At 52.9% G+C, this 21803-nt stretch carries 20 protein-coding genes; 8 read left to right on the plus strand and 12 right to left on the minus strand.

All coding sequences use genetic code 11. The annotated features are described in order from the left end of the window. Positions 1-97: 97 nt before the first annotated feature. From E2H98_RS00365 to E2H98_RS00380, 4 genes are all read left to right on the plus strand, one after another. Complete coding sequence (locus E2H98_RS00365) at positions 98-1249, plus strand: tyrosine-type recombinase/integrase (RefSeq protein WP_198325184.1); 1152 nt, start codon at positions 98-100, stop codon at positions 1247-1249. A gap of 147 nt (positions 1250-1396) precedes the next feature. After that, on the plus strand, positions 1397-1591 hold the full coding sequence (locus tag E2H98_RS19515; RefSeq protein WP_408634806.1) for a diguanylate cyclase: 195 nt from the start codon (positions 1397-1399) through the stop codon (positions 1589-1591). Further along, positions 1500-1712, plus strand: coding sequence for a diguanylate cyclase domain-containing protein (locus tag E2H98_RS00375; protein ID WP_133593357.1), 213 nt, complete (start codon positions 1500-1502; stop codon positions 1710-1712). Before E2H98_RS19515 ends, E2H98_RS00375 begins: the two co-directional genes overlap by 92 nt. 180 nt (positions 1713-1892) lie before the next feature. Further along, a complete protein-coding gene (locus tag E2H98_RS00380; protein WP_133593359.1) occupies positions 1893-3074 on the plus strand; it encodes an FISUMP domain-containing protein in 1182 nt (393 codons plus the stop codon). Between the two features lie 7 nt (positions 3075-3081). Here E2H98_RS00380 and E2H98_RS00385 read toward each other — a convergent pair whose 3' ends face one another. The 8 genes from E2H98_RS00385 to E2H98_RS00420 all read right to left on the minus strand — a co-directional run bounded on the left by E2H98_RS00385 (position 3082) and on the right by E2H98_RS00420 (position 10726). After that, positions 3082-3432: a cupin domain-containing protein gene (locus tag E2H98_RS00385; RefSeq protein WP_133593361.1), complete on the minus strand. Its 351-nt coding sequence runs from the start codon at positions 3430-3432 to the stop codon at positions 3082-3084. Between the two features lie 91 nt (positions 3433-3523). After that, positions 3524-4003, minus strand: a complete 480-nt coding sequence (locus E2H98_RS00390) for a Fur family transcriptional regulator (protein ID WP_133593363.1) — start codon at positions 4001-4003, stop codon at positions 3524-3526. A 156-nt stretch (positions 4004-4159) separates the two neighbouring features. Continuing rightward, entirely contained in the window at positions 4160-5371 is a 1212-nt protein-coding gene (gene zigA, locus E2H98_RS00395; protein ID WP_133593365.1) for a zinc metallochaperone GTPase ZigA, read from the minus strand. Next, on the minus strand, positions 5368-5727 hold the full coding sequence (locus E2H98_RS00400; protein WP_133593367.1) for a MerC domain-containing protein: 360 nt from the start codon (positions 5725-5727) through the stop codon (positions 5368-5370). The genes zigA and E2H98_RS00400 overlap by 4 nt, the downstream gene beginning before the upstream one ends. A gap of 152 nt (positions 5728-5879) precedes the next feature. After that, entirely contained in the window at positions 5880-8084 is a 2205-nt protein-coding gene (locus E2H98_RS00405; RefSeq protein WP_133593369.1) for an MtrB/PioB family decaheme-associated outer membrane protein, read from the minus strand. Between the two features lie 13 nt (positions 8085-8097). Then, the gene (locus tag E2H98_RS00410; protein WP_133593372.1) at positions 8098-9036 is read right to left on the minus strand and encodes a DmsE family decaheme c-type cytochrome; all 939 of its coding nucleotides are present in this window, start codon (positions 9034-9036) and stop codon (positions 8098-8100) included. Between the two features lie 56 nt (positions 9037-9092). Next, a complete protein-coding gene (locus E2H98_RS00415; protein WP_198325194.1) occupies positions 9093-9491 on the minus strand; it encodes a cytochrome b5 domain-containing protein in 399 nt (132 codons plus the stop codon). Beyond that, complete coding sequence (locus E2H98_RS00420) at positions 9488-10726, minus strand: ferredoxin reductase family protein (RefSeq protein WP_162848221.1); 1239 nt, start codon at positions 10724-10726, stop codon at positions 9488-9490. The genes E2H98_RS00415 and E2H98_RS00420 overlap by 4 nt, the downstream gene beginning before the upstream one ends. Positions 10727-11280: 554 nt before the next feature. Between E2H98_RS00420 and E2H98_RS00425 the strand changes: the two genes are divergently transcribed. The 3 genes from E2H98_RS00425 to E2H98_RS00435 all read left to right on the plus strand — a co-directional run bounded on the left by E2H98_RS00425 (position 11281) and on the right by E2H98_RS00435 (position 14674). Beyond that, on the plus strand, positions 11281-12288 hold the full coding sequence (locus E2H98_RS00425; protein ID WP_133593376.1) for a hypothetical protein: 1008 nt from the start codon (positions 11281-11283) through the stop codon (positions 12286-12288). A 331-nt stretch (positions 12289-12619) separates the two neighbouring features. After that, positions 12620-13270, plus strand: a complete 651-nt coding sequence (locus tag E2H98_RS00430; protein ID WP_133593378.1) for a hypothetical protein — start codon at positions 12620-12622, stop codon at positions 13268-13270. A 114-nt stretch (positions 13271-13384) separates the two neighbouring features. After that, complete coding sequence (locus tag E2H98_RS00435; protein ID WP_133593380.1) at positions 13385-14674, plus strand: hypothetical protein; 1290 nt, start codon at positions 13385-13387, stop codon at positions 14672-14674. 239 nt (positions 14675-14913) lie between these two features. Here the strand turns inward: E2H98_RS00435 and E2H98_RS00440 are convergent, their stop codons facing one another. From E2H98_RS00440 to E2H98_RS00455, 4 genes are all read right to left on the minus strand, one after another. Then, positions 14914-16089 carry an efflux RND transporter periplasmic adaptor subunit gene (locus E2H98_RS00440; protein ID WP_133593382.1) on the minus strand — a complete coding sequence of 392 codons (1176 nt, stop codon included), beginning with the start codon at positions 16087-16089 and terminating at the stop codon, positions 14914-14916. A 1-nt stretch (position 16090) separates the two neighbouring features. Further along, entirely contained in the window at positions 16091-18463 is a 2373-nt protein-coding gene (locus E2H98_RS00445; protein ID WP_133593384.1) for an ABC transporter permease, read from the minus strand. Beyond that, complete coding sequence (locus tag E2H98_RS00450; RefSeq protein ID WP_133593386.1) at positions 18460-19182, minus strand: ABC transporter ATP-binding protein; 723 nt, start codon at positions 19180-19182, stop codon at positions 18460-18462. The genes E2H98_RS00445 and E2H98_RS00450 overlap by 4 nt, the downstream gene beginning before the upstream one ends. A gap of 108 nt (positions 19183-19290) precedes the next feature. Beyond that, positions 19291-20415, minus strand: coding sequence for a metal-dependent hydrolase (locus E2H98_RS00455; protein ID WP_133593388.1), 1125 nt, complete (start codon positions 20413-20415; stop codon positions 19291-19293). Between the two features lie 73 nt (positions 20416-20488). Here E2H98_RS00455 and E2H98_RS00460 point away from each other — a divergent pair, with 73 nt between their 5' ends. Then, complete coding sequence (locus E2H98_RS00460) at positions 20489-21742, plus strand: MFS transporter (protein ID WP_232475440.1); 1254 nt, start codon at positions 20489-20491, stop codon at positions 21740-21742. The last annotated feature ends 61 nt before the right edge of the window (positions 21743-21803 follow it).

The raw sequence follows: 21803 nt of genomic DNA on the forward strand, positions 1-21803 counted from the left end.
CGTAATTTATAGTATGTTTTAAGTATAAAATTCATGATTATCGTGCTTATCATGAATTTGCTAGGATTACGGCAGCTACGCGGCATCGGAGTAAAAAATGGCGAGAAAAATGACTTTGCAGAGCATGGCTCCGGTGCCATTGGAGCAATTGCACCAGCCCGATGCGTTTTTGGATGGTTCTACTGGAATCAATCGAGGCGAAGGTCATTGTCAACTCGGCGCAACGGACGACTTGTCAGCAGTGCACGCCTGGTTAAACGAATTTGTAGACTCTCCACAAACGCTACGTAGTTACCGCAAAGAAGCCGAAAGGTTGTTGCTTTGGTGTTGGCTTGAGCGGGGAAAAGCCTTATCGGATCTGCAGCGCGAAGACTTGCAGCGGTACCAGCAGTTCTTGCAAAGTCCGCTGCCGCAAGAGCGTTGGTGTGGGCCAAGAGCACCGCGTCATTCTCCGGAATGGCGACCGTTTCAGGCCCCAGTCAGCGCAGCAAGCCAAGCGCAAGCCCTGAACATTCTGAATAGTTTGTTCACGTATTTGGTGACAGCAGGTTACCTTGCCGGCAATCCGATGGGTCTGGCGCGAAGAAGAGTCAAAGGCGTCAATAGGTCGACACCGGAGGCCGTGTCGCGCTACTTGGATCATGCGCTATGGCAATTGGTGTGGAAACATATTGAAGGCCTGCCAACAACTTCGGTGCGTGAACGCGACCGCGCTGAGCGTTTGCGGTATTTGTTCAGCTTGCTTTATCACCTCGGGCCGCGAGTCAGTGAGTTGGCGACACATAACATGGGTAGCCTTCGTGAGGTTCGGGGCCGATGGTGGTGGTTCGTAGTGGGCAAAGGAAACAAGCCTGCAAAAGTACCGGTGTCGCCAGCTTGCATGCTGGCAGTGAGGCGCTTTCGTACATACTTAGGGTGGTCACCAGAACCGACAATGGATGACGAAAAACCGTTGATGCCAAGTCAGAAAGGGACGAGATCGGTATCGGCGAATATGATTTATCGCTTGGTCAAAGAGCTATTCATTGAAGTCGCGGAAGTCATTGAGTCAAATCAGCCTGATTATGCCCGTACACTTCGGCGAGCATCGACGCATTGGATGCGCCATACTGCGATTACGCATCTCGCTGACAAACAAATCGACATTCGCTTTGTGAACAAAACCGCTAGGCATGAGAAACTCGAGACCACCGCGATTTACCTGCATGCCGAAGATGATGCCTGGCATGATGCAGTGTCTAGGGACTGAGTCTCACCAAACCGTCCTGCGATCAAGCAAGAAACTCAATTAAAATCAGACTGTTATGCTGGCTTTTGGCGAAAATTTCCAGCATCCCGGCCAACCCTCTTCAAGAGCTACAACGACAGCTTTGGTCACCCCGCTGGCGATGAAGTATTGCGAAAGTTGGCAGAGATCATTCAGCGCGCGGTCCGCACTTATGATTTTCTCGCACGTTATGGCGGCGAGGAATTTGTGATCATCATGCCTGGCACGTCGCATGATGGTGCGTTGGTGGTTGCCGAGCGCGTTCGACGCTCGGTGCAGGCAGCATCTTGGCCAAACCGACAGTGTCGGTGTGGCGCTGATTGAGGCGGATATCACGACGACCTCACAGTTGCTGGAACGTGCTGATAAAGCGCTTTATCAATCAAAGACAACGGGGCGAAATCGCGTGACATTCTGGCATGAAATGCAACCAGAAAATCAGTGAAAACATAGCGAAAAACCTGCGCGCAAGCAATCCATACCTTCCCAACGAGATCGCTATCAGCCTCGGCATCGAGGTGCTCCGCGGAGGATTTCGACATGTTTTATTACAGATTTTGAAAAGCGGCCCTAAGCTGTCGCGCTAGTATGCGTCTGTTCAGAAACAGAAAAACGGAGAGGTGGGATGAGTTTTTCGAGAACAGCGATGTGGAAAATCAGCGCTGCGTTGTTGATTCAAGCTGTCAGTCACAGCGCCTTGGCCAGGAAAGCTGCAACGGAGTTCGACACCGTCATTATCAATGGTGTTCCCGATGTTCAGATACGCCATGCGGATACGGCGCAACTGCAAATGCCCGAGCAAGAGAAGCTTGCACAATTATTAAACGCAGAAATTGCTGATGGTGTTTTGACGCTTTCCTGCGAGAAAAACTGCGAATCCCTGCGTGAGGTGCCAATAGCGATATCGTTGCCGATATTGCGCGCTTTGCATGGCCATAATGGCGGCCGTATTCAGGTACAGTCGGACTTTCCGCTGAACGAAAAAATGACGTTCAATCTTGGCAACGGCGTCGATATCGATGCAACGAGAGCACCAGCATTGAATGCCTCCGTTCAGATCCGAAACGGCGGCAAGATTCAGCTAACGGTCTGTGAGCGTTTGCATGCTGAGCTGAACAATGGCGGCGAAGTAATATTCGATGGCGGCGCCGTAGCCGATATCAAGCGTCGCAATGGTGGTGAAGTGCGCCAGCGCAATGATTCGTCACCGGCCTGCCAACACATTATTGATCGACGTGATCAACGCCGCTATTCCACGGTAACCGTTGGCTCGCAGGAATGGCTTGCCGAAAATCTTGCCTGGTTACCACGCGTATGCCCTCTGGCAGACAGCGAATGCGGCATCTGGGTTTATGGCCATGACAACGGCGATAGCGCTGCGGCACGTCGCACCACGCACTATCAACAATTCGGCGCACTCTACAGCTGGCAAACAGCGCGACAAGCCTGCCCTGAAGGCTGGCACTTACCTAGCGACAAAGACTGGCAACAACTTGAAGCGAGCTTAGGTATGCCCGCCGACGAGCTGGAAAAATCGATTTGGCGCGGTCCTCCAATCGCCACAGCGATGAAAGCCGGTGGTGAAAGTGGTTTACAGGTTCTGCTGGCCGGTTGGCGCAGTGGTGACGGCCGGTTTCTTTTTGCTGGTGAACACGCCAATTTCTGGACGGCGACATCGGCACATGAACAACACGCTATCGAACGTTTAATCGGCCGAAGTAAACAACAAATCGGACGCCATACCGGCACAATGAGTTGCGGATTCAGCGTTCGCTGTGTGCGGGATGTCGCGTCAGCCACACCATAACGGACTGCTAAATCACTCGTCGAGGCGCCGCTGTGTTCGCATCACCGGTATTCGGCGTGCCCGTCGGCTCCAGCAGCAGAACGTGGGCTTCTTCTTCAGCAAACGGGCAATGCTCCGCACCTTTTGGCACGATAAATACCTCGCCAGCGGAAAGTGTCACGTCCCCTTCTCTCATCCGAATCGTGATGCGACCTTGTAACACTAGAAAGAAATCATCGGTGTCGTCATGTTTGTGCCAAAGGAATTCGCCTTTCACCTTGACGACCATCAGATCGTGACCATTGAACTGCCCTACCACTCTTGGCTGCCAGTATTCAGAGAACGTTGCGAGCTTTTCTGCGAGATTGATTGGCTGCATGACAGGCTCCATTTGATTAGTAGCGCTTTGGGATTCTTCAGGCTGACACTTCATTCGGCTAATCGCGACGAAACCGCAGCGACAAACATGCTCAGCTCGCTACGTTTTCCATTTTTGCGCAAGCTTTGCAAAGACAGTCCAGCTCCAGTTGACTATTCATCAGTTTGAATCCGGCTTTGCCTACCTGCGCGGAAAGCTCTTCGACGATGCTGCTCTTGATGCCGATTTCCTTGACCTTCTGACAACTGCGGCAAATCAGAAACTGTGGAATTTCGTGTTCGTGAGCGCAGGCGATGTGTGCACAGGCAAGGTATTTATTGGTGGATGACAGTTTGTGAACGAGCTGCTCTTGCTCAAGAAAATCCAGAATTCGGTAGACGGACATCGCTGGCATCGATTGTTCGGCCTGGCGATTGTATTGATCGGCCAGTTCATAGGCGGACATCGGCGTTTCGGAACGAACCAGAATCTCCAGCAGTTTCGCCCGCTTGTCGGTCAGCCGTGCACCGGATTGGCTGCAGAGCTCCCCTGCCCGGTGCATGATTCGCTCGACATCCAGAGTTTTGGTCATGTGGGTAATCCGCGCTGGGTTGGCGTTTGGGTAATGAACCGGCCGTTATCGCAACAGGGTCGATAACGGCTGGATTCAATCACCTGAGACTGATACCGAATTCTACATGGCCTGGCCCGTGCAGTTCGAGCCTGGCATTCGCTTAACCAATAACTCTCACGCTTCAGTCTCCTGTGACCAAACGGGGAACGGATCGGGTAGGCTTTGCCAGAATGACGAGCCCATTTTCATTTCTTGATCATTAAGCAGGCATCGGTCCAGCTCGGCTTGCAGTTGTTCACGATTCAACCGTTGACCGATGTAAACGAGCTCCTGTCGACGGTCGCCAAATGGCTCCTGCCAGGTCTGGGCAATATGCTGTTGAAGTGATTCGCTCTGCGGCCACTCCGATGCCTCCACCGCATGCCAGAACATGCCGGCGAAACCATAGCGGGCACTGCCACCGGCCTGGTTCCACTCCCAGGCGTAATCGGGGCGACTGGCCAACCAGAAATAACCTTTTGATCGCAGCAATTTGCCGCTCGGTTGATGCTGGTGCAAAAACGCATAAAAGCGTTCGGGATGAAATGGCCGGCGGGCACGATAAGCAAAGCTTTCAATGCCATAACTTTCGCTTTCCGAATGCTCTTCACCACGCATGACGGCGAGCCAGCCCGGCGCCATGCGAGCGCGCTCGAAACTAAAACGGCCGGTGGCCAACACTTCAGAAAGCGGCACATTGCCGTTGGCAATAGGAAGAATTTTCGCGTCGCGATTCAGGCCACGAATCACGCTGGTGATTTCCTCTACCGTGGATGAAGAAACCAGATCGGTTTTGCTGATCAGAATCACGTCAGCGAATTCAATCTGCTCGACCAGCAACTCGCTAATATTGCGTTCGTCGTCGCTGCCAAGGCCCTGCCCGGTTTCATTCAGATAGGCGGCTTCGTCGTAAAGATTGAGAAAATTCAGCGCATCAACAACCGTGACCATCGTATCCAGCTTCGCCAGATCGGACAGGCTATTGCCGTTCTCATCGGTAAACGTAAAGGTTTCGGCCACCGGCAATGGTTCGGAAATACCGGTTGATTCGATCAGCAGATAATCGAAGCGGTTTTCACTGGCCAGTCGGCGCACTTCAGTCAGCAAATCCTCGCGCAAGGTGCAGCAAATACAGCCGTTGCTCATCTCAATCAGTTTTTCTTCCTGACGATTCAGCTCCACCGTGCGATTGACCTGCGAGGCATCGATATTCACCTCGCTCATGTCATTGACAATCACCGCCACGCGGCGCTGTTCACGGTTATTCAAAATGGCATTGAGCACAGTGGTTTTGCCGGCGCCAAGAAAGCCGGACAGCACCGTCACCGGTAGTTTCTGTTCATTCATGTTGTGGATTGCCTGACAAGGAGTTGACGATTCAGCAAGTGGGCGGTCGCCACCAGCAGGCTGGCGCTGACAGCAAGAAGGGTTTCCAGCAAGGCTTCGCTGGCGAACGAGACAAACAACAAAAGAAAACCGAGGACAGCAAAGCCAAGCGGCCAGCGATTACGGTGCAAGCGCCAGCCATCCGGCAGGCTGAGCGCCGCCAGCATCAGCATCGGCACCAACATCAGGCCGTGCAGCCATTCACTTTCCAGCAGAGCGCCCGCACCGCCCAGTACGCCCAAGGCCAGAAGCAGCGGCGTCAATAGGCAGTGGCAGAGACAAAGACCGGAACTGAATACGCCAAGCAGGTCCTTCATTATGGCCTCGAAAGCAATGATACATCATATCATTATTGAGAAGGCCGGCGGCGGCTGTCAATGCCTTTTTCGAGAGGGAGTAAATGGAAGCGCCAAGGTGTGCAAAGCTCAGCGGGCATTTCGATTGCCGCCGATCAGGCCCTTACCGGCTTCTAAAATCGATAGCCAAGACTGAGCATGAACACATCTGCCCGATACGCTGGACTCGGATTTCCCGCCAGCAAGACGCCACTCAGCGTATCGACATCGATGCCATCCAGATGCCAATCATCGCTGTCGAATCGCTCCATGAAGTAGCTGATATTCAGTTTCAGTTTCTCGCTTAAGTGATAGCGGCCGTGCAGTTTGAGGCTGTGCAGGCGCGTGGCGATACTTGGCAGCGGTTCACTGCTCAGCGCTGAACCGGCAAGCATGTCGATATCACTGTCGGTTTCGACAACCACGGCGTCCAAGCCCATCGTTAATGGCAATTGCTGAAATTCGTGGGTCAGACCGGCGCCAATGGCGTTCGAGCGATCCTCGTGCTCGACGAACCAACGCCGATTCGGGTCGGCGGCCTGAACAAGACGCAACGCTCCACCGCGAAAATCATGGCCGTTTTGCTCAGCATCCATGACGTCAGTGGCCGCAAACAGATAAAACATCCAGTCGCGATCCATTACGTAATGAGTATCCAGTGAAATGCCTTTTGCCGTGCTGTTGGTCAAGCCGAGTTCCGACTGCCGGTAATCGTCGCCGGTGTAGTGCATGTTGGCGCCGAGCTGCCAGGCATCGGAAATCGCCCAGTTGATTTGCGCCGTCGCTTGCTGTCGTTGTCGGTCAGCGAGATGGTAATGACGCAAATCAGGATGGTTTTCCCATTGCCCGGCGACCGTTTCGGTATAGCCCGGTGCATGGCTGGATAAAAACGTTTCATTGCCAACATAAGTCGAACCGTTACGGTCGCTGAATTGGTAGCGGACTTGCGATGACAGCGTATCGCTCCATTGCTGTTGATAGTTCAGGCTGATTTGATTTTCATCGGCGTGCTGCCTTGCACCGTTATCACGACGCGTTTCATTTCGCTGCAGACCTAAGCGCCAGTCCTGATGCGCGGAAACGCGATAGCCAAATTCCAACTCCAGTTGTTGTTCACGCCGATCGGAAGATTGGCGAATACGCCGCGTCGAACTGTCAGCGCTGATATTTTGCAAAGCGCTATCAGCTGGAATGTATACATAAGTCTGCCCTTCACCATTGCTGTCGTGATCATCAAACCGATATTGCGCACGATAGTAGAAGGTTTGGTTGGGTCGGGCGCTGTATCGCAAGGTCAGTTGCGTGCTGTCAGTTTCACCATCCAGCGAATCGCGTGGTAGCGGTTCCAGTATTGCTGCGGATAACGTCGGGTTGATGCTGTACGGCAGAAACGTTTCATCCTGTCTGGCGCGGCTGAATGCCACATCGGCGCTCAAGCGTTGATGGTTGCTGAAGGTGTAACCGCTGCTGACACGCAATTGCTGAAAACTGTTGTCGGGTGCCAACGCCGCCTGCCCTTCCCCGCTCGGATAAGAGGCGGAAGGATGCCAGCCGGCCACACCGGCAAACGCATTCTGCCAGCGCAATGCCGGTATCTCGTTGTCAAAAAGTGAAAGCAGCCAGGCCACTCGCAATTGCCATTGTGATTCGAAATAGTCGGCGCTGAATTCCAGCGTGTCCGTCACGCTATCCACTGGCATTGGTAGCAACACGGCCCGCGCATTGCCACCGCTGCTGGCGAACATCGCACCAAAGCTGTCGAGGCCTTCTTTTTGTTCGCGTTGATAGCGGCCGTCGAAACGCCAGTCATCCAGCGCGCGCCAATTGAAACCAAGCATCAATCGCCGGCGCGATTGTTCGAGTCGGTATTCCTGCAGATTCTCATTCAAATTGCTCATGCCGCTGGTGTCCGAGGCGGCTACCCAATTTTCGGGTAGTGTCAAATCCGCACTGCCTACACCGAGATAAGGCGTCAGAAACGTTTCACTGTGCAAACGTTCCGATTCACTGAAGCCAAAATCAAATTCAAAGCTGCCTAATGAGCCTGCCTGAAACCACAACTCCCGATTGGACAAACCCAGTTGGTTTCCCTGTAACCCCCAATAGCTGGGCTCATTTTCGCTGGCTGGATTCTCCAAATCCAGATTGAATACGGTAAATGACCCTTCGCGCTCCGCCGTGAAAAACGGGCCGATGCCGGTCAGATCATCACTGATATAACCAACACCAAATTCCAGCTCATTTATTTTCTTGTCGCTGCCACCCTGCTCCGCAGCGTGCGCGAGCAAACTGAAGAGTGCGGTGAACGTGAGCGTCAGCATGTGCTTGTACGTCAACATGGCTCACCTCCTTTCAGCGTGTCTGGCGTATGCCAGATGGATGATTCGAACCGTGCACCTGCGTGTGGCAATTCATGCAGTCCTTGCCGAGCATGCTGCTGGAGCCCGGTGTTGCGCCCGGCAGTCCAGTGCCGCTCAATGCTGTGCTCGGATGAAATTGGGCCAGATGACACTGCTGACACAACCATGGACTGCGCTGCGTCAACATGGCCGGATGCACCGAACCGTGCGGCTGGTGACACAGCGTGCACTCCTCGCGCACCGGTGGGTGCTCCCACAAAAACGGGCCGCGCTTCTCGGCGTGGCATTGAAAACAGGTATCGTTGCGTGTCGCGGCAACCAGCGATGCCGGCGTCATTGAGCCATGTGCAGCGTGACAATCCGTACAAGTGGCATCGGCGCCAGCGCTCATGTGATTGTACGGTCGCAAAAATTCGGCGCGTTGCTGGTTGTGGCAGCTGAGACAAACCGCCGTCTCTCCGCGCTTATCCAGAACCCGATCTTTATCGGTATGCAATTGATGGCAATCGTGACAGGCAACGTTGGCAAAGTCGTGACGGCTGCCGCGCCAATGCATGCGCGTGGCGCCTTCATGACAACCCAAACAAGGCGCGTTACGCGCTTCGCTTGCCGCCGGCAAACGATGCGTAAACGACACATCCGTTGGCGCTCGCGCAGCGCCGGGTGTCACGGCTGTCATATGGGCAGTGCTTTCACCATGACAATCAGTGCAGCTCGCCCGCTCGGCGCCAGTGCCGATGCCATGGCGCGAATGCAGCATCGCGGCGATGGCTGGTTGCTGTTCGGCATCGTGACAAATCATGCAGCGTTGGGATGAGGCTAACGCTGGCGTCGCCATCAGCAGGCCAGTCACCACGATCAGGCAAAGGCTGAATGCATAGCGCCAACCAAAAATGCTCTTGGGCAACGGTGTTGCTGAACTCGTCTTCACGATGAACTCCCTTCTGCGGCCAAGCAGCCCGCGGCGTTATGGTTCGCCACTCGACGTCAGTTGGCGTTCCGCTCCAATACGCCTATGCGCAGCGGTTTCAACATCTCCCAGGCGGTTTTGCTGTGGTCAGCGCCATAACCTTTGGTGCGCATACCTTCGGTCGCTTCTTTGCCACACCAGCGCTGCAATACGCTTGGCGGTGCCGGATGGTTTTTGACATAACTCGTGATGTCATAAACATTACCCTCAATCGCCATCCAGCAATCTTCCAGGCGATTGTGCTTGGCAATTTCATCAAGCGAAAAGGACTTCTCCGATGCCGCTGAAATCGTTGGCGCTGGCGATTCGGAAGCGGGCTCCTGCGCCACCGACGCCGGGCTCAGCCAGGCAACAAACGTCAAGGTGGCAATGGCACCAATAAATGCTGACCAGGCAGCAAACATGAACGTTTTCATAATAGATTGAAGTCCTCGCTACGTAGCTGCGATCTCCGTACGCCAAGCCGTCGCAGTATCGGCCGTAGATGCTTCATCAACGCAGGCGGCCCGCAGACAAACACCTGCCGCTCGCTGATATCAGGGCATTGCCGTTGCAGGAAATCGGCACTCACTGGCCCTTGTTGCTGAAAATAATGCACATGCAAACTCATGCCGGTAATCGCTTCGCAAAGCGCTTGCAGTTCAGCAAGAAAATGCGCGCGTTCGGGCCGGTCGATGCAGTAAATCATTTCAATATCGCATTGTGCTTTTTGCTGGTGCAGCCAGCGCAGACGACTCAGAAATGGCGCGATGCCAATGCCGCCGGCAACCCACAGTTCGCGCTTGCTGGCGCGTTGCTCAGGGAAAAACTCACCGTATGGTCCTTCGATACTGAGCGCATCACCGGGTGAAAGCGAAACCAATGCCCTGCTGCCGTCACCGCAGCCCTTGACGGCAAGGCGCAATACGTTGTCATCCGGGCTCGATGAAATGGTGTACGGGTGCTCCTCGCGAAAAGCCTCGGCATTCGCATTGAAATGCCGCACATAAACGAACTGACCGGTGCGGTATTCAAGCGGTTTCGTTTGCGGCGCCAAACTCAGCTCCGCGACATCATGCGAAATCATTCGAACCGATTCGAGCCGATACGGACGGCAAGCCAGCCAGCGCGAAAAAACCCAGCGATACAGCATGACCAGCACACACAAGGTAACGGCGCCATGCCAGAACATCGCCGGCACCGAATGCGCCAGCATCGCACTATGGGCCCAGCCAGCGAGCAGCGCAACGGCCGACAAAGCATGCAGAAGCTTCCAGCGCTGATAATCCGGTTTACCGAAAAACGCAAAACTCGGCGCCAGAAAAACCATCATCGCAATCAACGCCAGCCATCCCGCCCAAACAGAGAAATGATCCAGCGGCCGCCACAACACCGCTGCTGCGCTCGCAGGCGAATTCGGCACCGCAGCAAAAGCCAGCAACAACGGATGCACCATCAACAGCAAAAACGCCAGCGCACCGAGCCAATGATGCACACGCCATATCGCCGTCAAACCACCAAACAGCCGGTCAATCACCGGCAGCCGCACACTCAGCAGACCGGCCAGAATAAACAGCGTGAATCCCAGCACGGCAGTCAGCTTGCCCGCGGTGCGGAGCTGGGAGGCCGCATCGCTTGGCCAAGAGGCAAACAGTGGCCAAGCAAAAGCCATCGGCAACAATGCCAGCGCTATTATTCCAACAGTGAATATCCAGGAAACCCGCACTGTTATGGCCCCGTTTCGCGCTGCTCTGAGGAGAATAGTAAATGTGTCTGAAAATGGGTTCGGACAAAAGCCGGCTTCAAACATCGCACTTTGGCAAAGCACTAATCGTCAGCATTGCCAACATGACCGCCAGTCAACATAAGACCTTAAAGGTCAGGTCAAAATATTGATCTTGGTCAATTTAGGCTTGGCGTACACGTTGTGGCGGCCCTTCGCTTGGAGAAATAGTGTTCTCATCTGGCTGCGTTAGACCAGAAGCAGATGGTCGCACCGCGCGCTGTGACAGGTCATTTGGTAGTACTTATCGACCAAGCTGAAGTCGCTTATGATTACCGTCCATGGTGCCTATCCCGTTTGTCCCTAATCGACCCTATTTCCGGTGGGGTCAAATTAAATCAGGCTCTTATTCTCATCGGAAACAGATACTGCCCCCTAAAAGGAGCGAGATAACGCCCCTTTTAGGGGCGAATTCACGTTATGCCTACTAGGAGTAGTTTTGATTGACTGAAATACTCAGCCTTTTAGCCCTTATATTTCTACCAATATTAATTCCAATCTTAGCTGTTGCGGGCATTCTAGGAAGTGGATCTTGGGGTTTCCAACGATTCAAATCCACACTAGCACTGAATGAGGAAAGTGGTCTTTTCGAACAAGGTTTGTTGTGGGTTTCAATTCTGTCACCATTCTTATACTTTCTCGCTCTCGGTGTGGTTTCGTGGGATGGGTACTCCGTATCCGTGACAAGTGAAGGTTTAAAAAAATTTCTTTCAATTAGCGCACTTCCTTTGGGTGCCTTATCTCTAGCGCTACCATTGTCCGTTCTCGTATCACGTTTACACGCGACGAAACAGACTGCAAAGCAGATTAAAATCACACAACAAAAGAATAATCTTGACCTATTCCACTCCCATAGAAAGGAGCTATTTAGCTATTTCGGTCAAATTGGGGATGTGCAGTATCTTGATTGCTTAACCGGAAAGTTCAAGGTTCACCCAAGGGTTCACAAAGTATTCTTTACCGGAAGACCTGAAAACGGAGTCCCACTTATAAATGAAGACGCATTTAAAGACATTGAAAAAGAACTTTCCTTTGCCAGATGGCAACTCGATGCAATTATCCGAGATGTAAACCCGCAGTTGACATACAGCTTCTATATTGCCAATTTCTGCAGCACAATTTATCGACTAAGCGAGAAACTTGGCCTGCCTGAAATTTATGTTGAGCTAGCCCAAAACAGCCTTCTCGTCCCTACTAAACTGGATGGCAGAGAGCCAATGGAACTTTTAACTGTCGGCAAAACTACTGATGAAGCAGTCGCTGCTTACCGATATGCTAAAGGCTACTTTCATAACCTCTGCGACTTTGCTGGACGAGAGCAAGAGTCTGTAGAGGATGACGGGTTAAAATATATAGATGCTGGCGGCAAGTTCAGAACAATAAAAGCAGAAAAAGTTATTGAGCGCCTGCACCAGAATGAAATCCCACAGGCCATTGCAGCAAAGGCATAACAACTGGTTCAAACCGTTCGCTTCGCTCAATGGGACGGGCTAAAGCTCGCCCCAGTTTGATCCCACAAATAGACGTTCAAATTCTCACGGAGAGTCCAAATGTACGTCCAAAGCACAAAGGCTAAAGTGAAAGACTTGATTCGGCCAGAATCGGACGCTCGAACCGAGAGTTGGGGCGGTAGATGGGTGGCACCAATCTACCAATTGGCATAACTTAAGTTTGCCAATTAAGTTACCTATCATTCTGAGCCTAAATCGTTCTAGTTTCTGGTAAAACCGAGTGAGGTCAGGCATATACATCGCTAGAAATGAATATTGCCTCCGAAATGGCATGATGAAACATTCATTTTCGGGGATTGTATTAGCCTTCGACAAGGTGAGTATTGATAAAAATGGAGTGAGTATGGATATTTCAAAGGGTGTATTTGCGATTCTCGGCGTAATTGTCGGCGGCTTAATGGCTCCACTTGTAGCTTCGTGGACGCGTCGTTTCGAAAGAAAGGCAAAGATGTCCGAGTTCTACACGGAGCTAGATGATCTACGCAGCCACTCAGAAAGGATGATAATAATGCTTGCGCATGCGAACGATATTTGCGCTAAAGCAAAAAAGAACATTATGCCGATTCAAGACGCTGAAAAGGCATACAGCCTTCCAAGCCCGCTTACCTTTTATATCATTGAAAAAAATTGCCCAGAAATTTACTCGTCATTAACTATAGAGCAGCGACGCGCTGTTCGGGCAATCATGAATATAGTAAGCAGCCTAAACTCAAAGCTCGCAAAGCTGAGTGAAATGGCAAGCAAGTCCGTGCTTGATCAAGACGTCTCCCTTATAAAGGCAGCACTTTATGAGGCTTGCTCATTCAAGTACGTTTCTGAGCGGCTATGTAATGAAAGGGATCGGTTTATCTACTTCCAAGATAAAACTAATGATGACATCGCTAAAGATGTATTAGCAGCATTCAATATCAACATAATTTGATGGGTGCTTGCCTAACAAGGCCGTCAAAGCCACTTCACCTCGTTTCGCTCGGGCGCGTTCACGCTTCGCTCCAACGCGCCATTTAACGTGGTGTTATAAGCTCAAGGAGGCATCGTGAGTAAGCCAAAGAAGATAATTGATAATCCGACAAGTGCGAAAATCTTGAAGCAGCTCGAGGCATTTGAAAGCTTGGAGGCTTTGTACAAGGCTTTTCCGTTTGCTCGCAAAGCTCTCCCTAAAGCAGAAGATATCTTCAGTGAACTAAAAAACATGAAAGAGCAAGCAGAAATATTGAAACTTCCTGATCAATTCAATGAGCGCTTTACGAGCTTAGGCTGGGTCGCATACGAATCAATGAACATGGAAGTAATGCAGAAAGCAATAAGTATTCATGACACAGAAGGGAAAAATACCGCCGAAAACTTCTTGTCCGATTCATATGACGAAGAAACATTGAAGTGGGGCATACTGCGATTCAATGGAAATCGGGATTTTAGAACAAGAATAAGACTCACTGAGTTGGCTAGAGATGATTATTTGGCGGGTAGATATCATGCGTGTACCCCGTTATTGTTAAGCTTGCTTGATGGTCTCGTAAATGATGTATCCAAGCATGTAGGTTTTTTTGCTGAAAACGCCGACCTGACGGCTTGGGATTGCATTGCAGCTCATGAGTCTGGCCTTCAAGCCCTAGCATCAATTCTCACTAAAGGTAGAAACAGGACGAATGAAGATCCCATAACCATTCCATACAGAAACGGGATTCTTCATGGTCGAGAGTTAGCCTTTGATAACAAAATAGTGGCAGCAAAATGCTGGTCTGCTCTCTTTGCAGCGAGGGACTGGGCTGGAGCAATTGATGATGGGAAAAAGGAGCCGAGACCAAAAGAAGAGGCGAGTTGGGGCCAGCTATTTAGGAAAGTCTCCGAAACAAACCGTATGAAAAAGTTAATCGAAGAATGGACGCCAAGAGTATCTGAAGATATTCCATATCTTCCATTTGAAGGGGATGTTTCCAACCTGCCTGAAAATACACCTGAACATGCAGTTGCTGTCTTCCTGGATCATTGGTGCAATAAGCGATTTGGCCCTATTGCTGATGCCCTTTTGTACTTTACCGATACTCCTAAAGGGAAAAAAGCTGGTATGGCACGGCAAGATTTTGGTGGGCATGTACCGATTTCGTTCAAAGTATTGAGTGTGGATGACCAAACTTCTGCAATTACTCATGTAATAACAGAGCTGCGTTTTGAAGTTGATGGTCTAGAGAAAATCAAAGAGGTTTCCGTGCGCGCAATATACCAAGACTTAGAAAATAATTTATCTGCCCGATCGATGCCAGGTGGGCAATGGAGGATAGTTCAGAATTCTTTCTCTGACATCATATATGCGCCCAGGTTATAACAAGGCACTGCTGTCGGGAAAAATTCAATTGCACTTCAATTTTGCTGCAGAGCGTAGCGCTGGGCAGACTTGATCTTCGCCCACAGTCTACTTTGGGTCGAAAGCGGACCGATCGCGCTGAGCTTTATGCTTAATGAATTGGGTCACTGTGATAGTTCATGGAACTTCAATTCCGACGAAATTACCCCTACCCCCTTCGCATGCTGCACCCCAGCAGAACAATGAAATGGAGATCCATGCTATTCAGGATAATGGCGAATCCTGCTACCGGACACCAGATCCGATGGCGGGTAAACGATCACCTGTTCATTGGCCTGTACTCCTTTCAGCACTTGTACGTGCTGACGGTTGCGCTGACCGATTTCAATATCGCGGGTCATGGCCACATCGCCTTCGGCAACGAACACCTGCCATTTATCGTCATGACGAAACAAGGCTCCAACGGGAAGGTAAACGGCATTGTCTGATTGCCAAACAATAATCCGGGCCTCCACATGAAAGCCATCGCCAACATTAGCCGGTGGGCTGTCGAGATCCACGATTACTCTTACCCGTTGCTCCTCGACACCAAGCGTTGAGATTTTGGTAAACGCGGACTGCTCAATCAGCCGCACTTTACCCGCCAAGGTTTCATCGCCGCCCCAGCCGTGGATTTCTACCGGCATTCCGGGTTTGACGCGGACGGCTTCGGTTGAAAGCAATTCGATTTGCGCTTCCAGATTTGCTGGATCACCGATGAGCATGATCGGTGCGCCACTGTTCAATACCCGTTCGCTGGCCTCGATCAGATCGAGCACAAAACCATCCACGGGCGCATACAATTTCAAGGGTTCAACGGCGCCAGTGGCATCAACGGCCGCCAGTGAGGCATTGGTTGCGGCGACCTCGGCTTCGGCGGCGCGTAAACGTTGCGTTGATGCCTGCGTGACCATGGCGGCTGTGCGCGCTGCTGCTTCGGCATCTTCCATTTGTTGCTGGGAAACGAGTTTCTTTGTTAACAATTGCTGGTGACGGGTGCGTTCGCGTTCGGCTTGTTCCTGCAATAATTTTGCCCGCGCCAAATCGGCCCGGCTTTCCTGGCGATGGGCAATGGCGGCAGCAAGGCGTGCCTGTAATTCATCGTTCTGCCATGAGGAAACCGGAAGCGGTGTCAACATCGCGATGACTTCACCAGCGCGCACCGGGTCGCCTTCATGCAATTCAATGCGCAATAAACGGCCGGTGATTGGCGCTGTGACCAGGTAACGATCGTGAGCGCGCAGTTCGCCTTCGTCTTCAACACTGACTTGCATGGCGCCTTGTTTGACGACGGCGGTTTCCACCGGAATCGGCACTGGCCGCCAAAGTAGCCAGCCAATGTATAACGCCAGCGCAAATGCGACGCCGTAAGACAGATGACGCCATGACCCTTTCATGTCATTCCCTCGTTTTCAGTACATCGACAATCTTCATCGCATTGACGCGCCTGGCCACCATCAGCGCCGACAGCGCCGCCGCAATCAGGATGACCAATGCCGCCATCGCGTAGGTGCTGTTATCGATGATCAGCGGCAAGCGAATCGCATCGGTAACCAGCCGTTCGCTGAGCCAGGCACAAAGCGCATAACCGAACAAACTGCCGAGTGGCAAAGCCAGCACGATGATGATGCCCTGCTCCATCAACAGCAATCGCCAGACTTCTTGCCGGGTGAAACCAAGCACACGCAGCGATGCCAACTCGCGGCCGCGCTCCGACAAGGCAATGCGCAAATTATTGTAGATAACGCCAAACGCAATGGCACCAGCAAACAGCACGTTGATAATCATGGCGACCATGATGCTACGCTGCAGTAATTCATCCATCGCTTGCCGGATTTGAATTTTGTTGTTGCTGCCGGCCAGCCATGGCAACTGCTGCAAAGATTGCGTCAACGCCGGCAACAATGCCTGATCGATACGCAGCCAAGCGCCATTGATGGTGCCGACATCGCCAAGCAACGGCGGTAATGCGCTCAACGGTAAATACGCGGCAAGACCAAGCCATTCATCACTGATTTGACTGACCGGCATGGTGCGCACTCGGCGCAGCCCCTCAAGCACCTCAACCTGCACGACATCGCCCGGTTTGACGTGCAACTGCTCCGCCAAGGTACGCGTTAGCGTTAAACCGTGGGCACTGATGGGAATGGCGTTGCCGTGCACGTCGCGCCAGAGACGCATTTCCGATTCGACCGGCATGGCTGTCAGGCTCAAACGCTTGCTTCGATGTGCAGCACGAATTCGCGCCGGAATATGGCGAAACGGTTCAGCATGCAACACGCCGGGTAAACGATATAAATCGTTCAGGGCATTCGGGCTGCGCGGTTCTCTGAGCATTACCGTCACATGTTCGCGATTGATTTCCTCGAATTGCTGGCGCATCAGTTCATCGATGGCATCGAAACTGTAGCCGCCCATGATCAGCAAGGCCATGGCAGTGCTGGCAGCCAATAACGACAACACACTGCGCATGCTTCGACGAATGAGTTGCCGCACCGTCATGCGCCATACCGGCGCACGCGACAAGCGCGAAATGCCACGCTCCCACCGATTGTCATGAAAAATCGGCGGCGGTTCCGGGCGCATGGCTTCGGCAGGCGGCAGCCGGATGGCACGCCACACCGGCAGCAAGGCACCGAGCACGGCGGCGACAATGGCAATCGCCAAGGCCAGACTCAGGTTGCCCCATTCGAACGCAAAATCCAGCCGCGGAAAATGATAGTAATCGTTGTAAATGATCGTCAGTTGTTCGCCAAGCCACACGCCAATTGCTATGCCCGGAATGGCGCCAGTCAGCGCCATGGTGATCGCCAGCAAGGTATAGTGGCCACCGATTTGCCGGCGGTGATAACCAAAGGATTTCAGCAGACCGATTTCACCACGCTGCAGGCTGATCAGCCGCGATAACGCCACATGCAACAGGAACGCGGCGACCGCCAAAAATATCGCCGGCACAACGGTGGCGTGAATACGGTTCTGACTGATTTCATCGCGAATGAATTGATGTGAGGGATGCGCCTCCCGATCATAGGCGCCAATACCGCCATAGGGTGCCAGCACCTGATCGACGGCGGCCATGACTGCCGGTAGCGAAGCCTGATACTGCAACTGCAACAGCGCTTCGTTGAACGCGCCTTCCATGCCGATGGCCGGAGCCAGCCGTTCGTAACGCATCCACATGACACCGAAACGTTTGCCATCTGGCAGCAATGCGCCGCTACCCACTTCATAAATAAATTCCGGCGCCAGCGCGATGCCCACAATCGTCAATCGCTCACGACGACCATTGAGGATCACCGGTATCTGATCGCCATTGCGCCAGCCATTGGCCTTGGCGAAGGTTTCGCTGATCAATACTTCGCGGCTGTCGGCCTCTGGCCAGCGGCCACTGCGCAAATGTACGCCGTTCAGTACCGGTTGTTTTTCCGGTAGCGAAACCAGACGAATGCTGGTCAGAAAGTTTCGGCGAGGATCATGGAGTGTCGCGCTGTCGAGTAACACTTCACTGCTGACCCGCAACTCCACCTGGGCAACGCCGTCGATCTGCTGCAAGCGATCTTTCAAACTCCATGGCGCACGTTTCAACGGCGCAAAAATATCGGCAAAGCGATAGTCGCGGTAATAACTGGTTTGGGCATCGACCAATGCACGCCAGGTACCATAGGTGGCAACAAATGAACTGATCGCGCACAGCACGATGATCGCCGTCGCCATGACCTGACCACGCAGCCACCACAGATCGCGCCAGCGCATCAGCCGCAGCGCGTTCACCAGACCAGCTCCTCGACGCCGGCACGGCGGGCGTTGCGCTGATCAGAAACGATTTGGCCGCTGCTGAGCCGAATGACGCGATCGGCCATCGCTGCCACCGCGACGTTATGGGTAATGACCAACGTTAGCGTGTTCAACTCACGATTGAGATCGGCCAATACCTGCAACACGGTTTTGCCGGTGGCGTAATCAAGCGCGCCGGTTGGTTCATCGCAGAGCAGAACATCGGGGCGTTTGGCGATGGCGCGGGCAATCGCGACCCGTTGCTGTTCACCACCGGAAAGCTGAGCGGGAAAATGGTGCATGCGCTCGTGGAGCCCAACCCGCGCCAATGCCTCGGTTGCCGGTAATGGTTTTTCCGCCACATCAGTGACCAGCGACACGTTTTCCAGCGCCGTCAAACTCGGCACCAGATTGTAAAACTGGAAAACAAAACCGACATGCTCACGGCGAAAACGTGTGAGCTCAGATTCGCTCGCCGTCGTCAGGTTGTGGTCGAGATAGAAAATACTGCCGGTGGTGGGCGTATCCAAGCCACCAAGCATATGCAGCAATGTCGACTTACCACTGCCGGAAGCGCCAAGAATGACAATAAACTCGCCGGCAAAACAGTCGAGGTCAATATCGCGCAAGGCAACCACATCCACCTCGCCAGCACGGTAGACCTTGCTGACGCCGCGCATGCGCAATACCGGCTGTGGTTCTGGCACTTCGTTCATGAATGCTCCATGCGGGCCCGAACAATTTATCGAGTGGAAGTTGGCCTAATGCCAGCCTGTTATCAAGCAATGTTCTCGGTTACCCCACGTTGACTTTGATCAACTTTGCTAGCTGGGACCGGGCAAAAGCTTCAGACAAATGTCGAAAACGATGGCGCTTTCTCTGCATTCACGGCGGAACATTTTTTTGGGCAACTCCACTTCGACAAAACCAATACCCCGTTCCGGCTCGTCCGGGCCCTGATAGCGCAAATCCCAAAAGCTGATGACAAAGCTATCTGGCGTTTCTTTTACCTGCCAATACGGAAAGCGCATCCATTCGACAAAGCCTTTTATCGATTCTGATGCCATCGCTTGCTCAACAATGGCATCGGGCGTTTTCCGTGGCACTTCGTACAAGCCGCCATCGGCTCTGATAACCCGATAGTGATCGTCATAAACAAGCACCAGTCGTTGCGAGGACGGCCGACCGAATACCGGATTCGATTGTGCGGCGATCGGTGTTGGATGACGTTCGGCGGCGATGTTCTCGGCGGTTCTGGCCATGCCGTAGACGACGCCGATATAGAGCATCAACAATGCCACACTGAACCGGGCGACGGTCACTGTCGCCGCTTGCGAAGTCATTCGCCAGCGCAGCGCGACCATGACGGCAACCGCGACCAGCCAAACGATTCTGACTTCCCTGGTGGCAAACTCGGTTTCAAACATTAACACCGTAATCGCTACGGCCAACAACAGCCATGCCAGAATGCTTGGCCAGGATTTCGAGCAGGCAATGACAACACCAGCGGCTGCCAATAACCACAACCACGGGTCGACAATGAACAGCGTGTCACCATAAAACCAGCGCTCGTCAAATGGCATCAACAAACGAACACCGTAGGTATTCAGCCAGTCGAGAAACGGATGCGTGCAAATGGCCAGAAAAGCCAATGCCAGTAACGCACCCGGTCGAAATGATTCATCGCTTTGTACCCGCCTGCCCCGCCATCGATGCCACAGCCCTATCGCGCCAACCAGCAATAGTGGCAGCAGCAATAACGCCAGAACGCCATGGGTCCAACCACGCCGGTAATACAGCGAATGATCGAAACTCCAGAACATCGCCACGATGTCGATATCCGGCAGATTGGCGCCGATAATCAACGTCGCCGTGGCATAGCGCGAGAGCCTTTTCAGGCCGGTTTCGGCCAGCGCAGCGCCCACCAGGGTATGTGCTATGGGGTCCATTCCTCTCTCAAGGCAATGCAGCGATAGGTTTTTTCAAGCATAGTTCAATCATGCACGGCGAGCTGTGCGAGCTATGCTTTCAACTCGCTTCATGGTCGTCGGCAAATATCTGCATGTGATTGGAGCTGTCATGGGCAGCAAAAACAACACTTCCACCGCCTTATACACCGCTCGCGCATTGCGCGACTTTGGCGATGGTTTTATTGCGGTGCTCCTGCCGGCTTATCTGTTGGCGTTGGGCTTTTCAGCGTTTCAGGTTGGATTGATTGCTACCGCATCACTGCTCGGCTCTGCGCTACTGACAATGGTGGCAGGGCTAATCGGTGCGCGCTTTGAGCATCGGCAACTACTACTGATCGCCGCGGCATTGATGTGCGCAACCGGGCTGTTGTTTGCCGTGGCCAATGAGTTTGCCTTTCTGTTGATAATCGCTTTTGTTGGCACGATCAATCCTTCGGCTGGCAGTGTCAGCGTGTTTGTGCCATTGGAACATGCGGTGCTGGCCCGTTCGGTCAACGACGGTAATCGCACTCAGGCATTTGCGCGCTATAGCTTGGTTGGCGCCTTGGCGGCTGCTGTCGGTTCGCTGTCAGCCGCTTTGCCCGATCTTTTCGTTGAATTTGGCGTTAGCGCCTTGCTGGCGTTCAAGGCGATGTTTGGTCTTTATGCTGTCGTCGGTCTGATTGGCGGCTACTTTTACGCTTCACTGCCGAGGAGCAAGCCCGTTTCTCATCAACAGGCCAGTGGCTTGGGCCCTTCCCGAAAAATCGTTTTCCATCTGGCGGCGCTATTCAGCCTTGATGCATTTGCTGGCGGTTTCGTTGTGCAATCACTACTGGCGTTGTGGCTGTTCGAGCGATTTGATTTGTCGCTTGCTGGCGCGGCGTCATTCTTCTTCTGGTCGGGATTGGCCTCCGCGTTTTCGTTCCCGATTGCCGCCTGGCTGGCGAAACGCATTGGTTTGATCAACACGATGGTATTCACGCATATTCCGGCCAGCATTGCGCTAATACTGGCGGCTTTCGCGCCAACGCTCAGCGCGGCGCTGACGTTGCTCTGGATTCGAGCCGGTCTATCACAAATGGATGTGCCGGCGCGCTCCTCGTATGTCATGGCAATGGTTACCGAGCACGAACGGGCAGCGGCGGCGAGCTTTACCTCCGTTCCTCGTAGCCTGGCGGCGGCGTTGAGCCCTTCTCTCGCAGGAGCCTTATTTGCGGCGTCCCTGAAGGCCTGGCCTTTGGTGCTTTGTGGCTGCCTGAAGATTCTTTACGATATTCTGCTGTTGCTGCAGTTCCGGCACCAAAAGCCGCCTGAAGAGCGTTAGCTGGTGTAAAAGCTTGAAGCTGACATGGCAATTTGCCCAAATTGATTGAGTGCAGCACTCT

The organism is Permianibacter aggregans (assembly GCF_009756665.1).
In the GTDB taxonomy this organism is placed as follows: domain Bacteria; phylum Pseudomonadota; class Gammaproteobacteria; order Enterobacterales; family Permianibacteraceae; genus Permianibacter; species Permianibacter aggregans.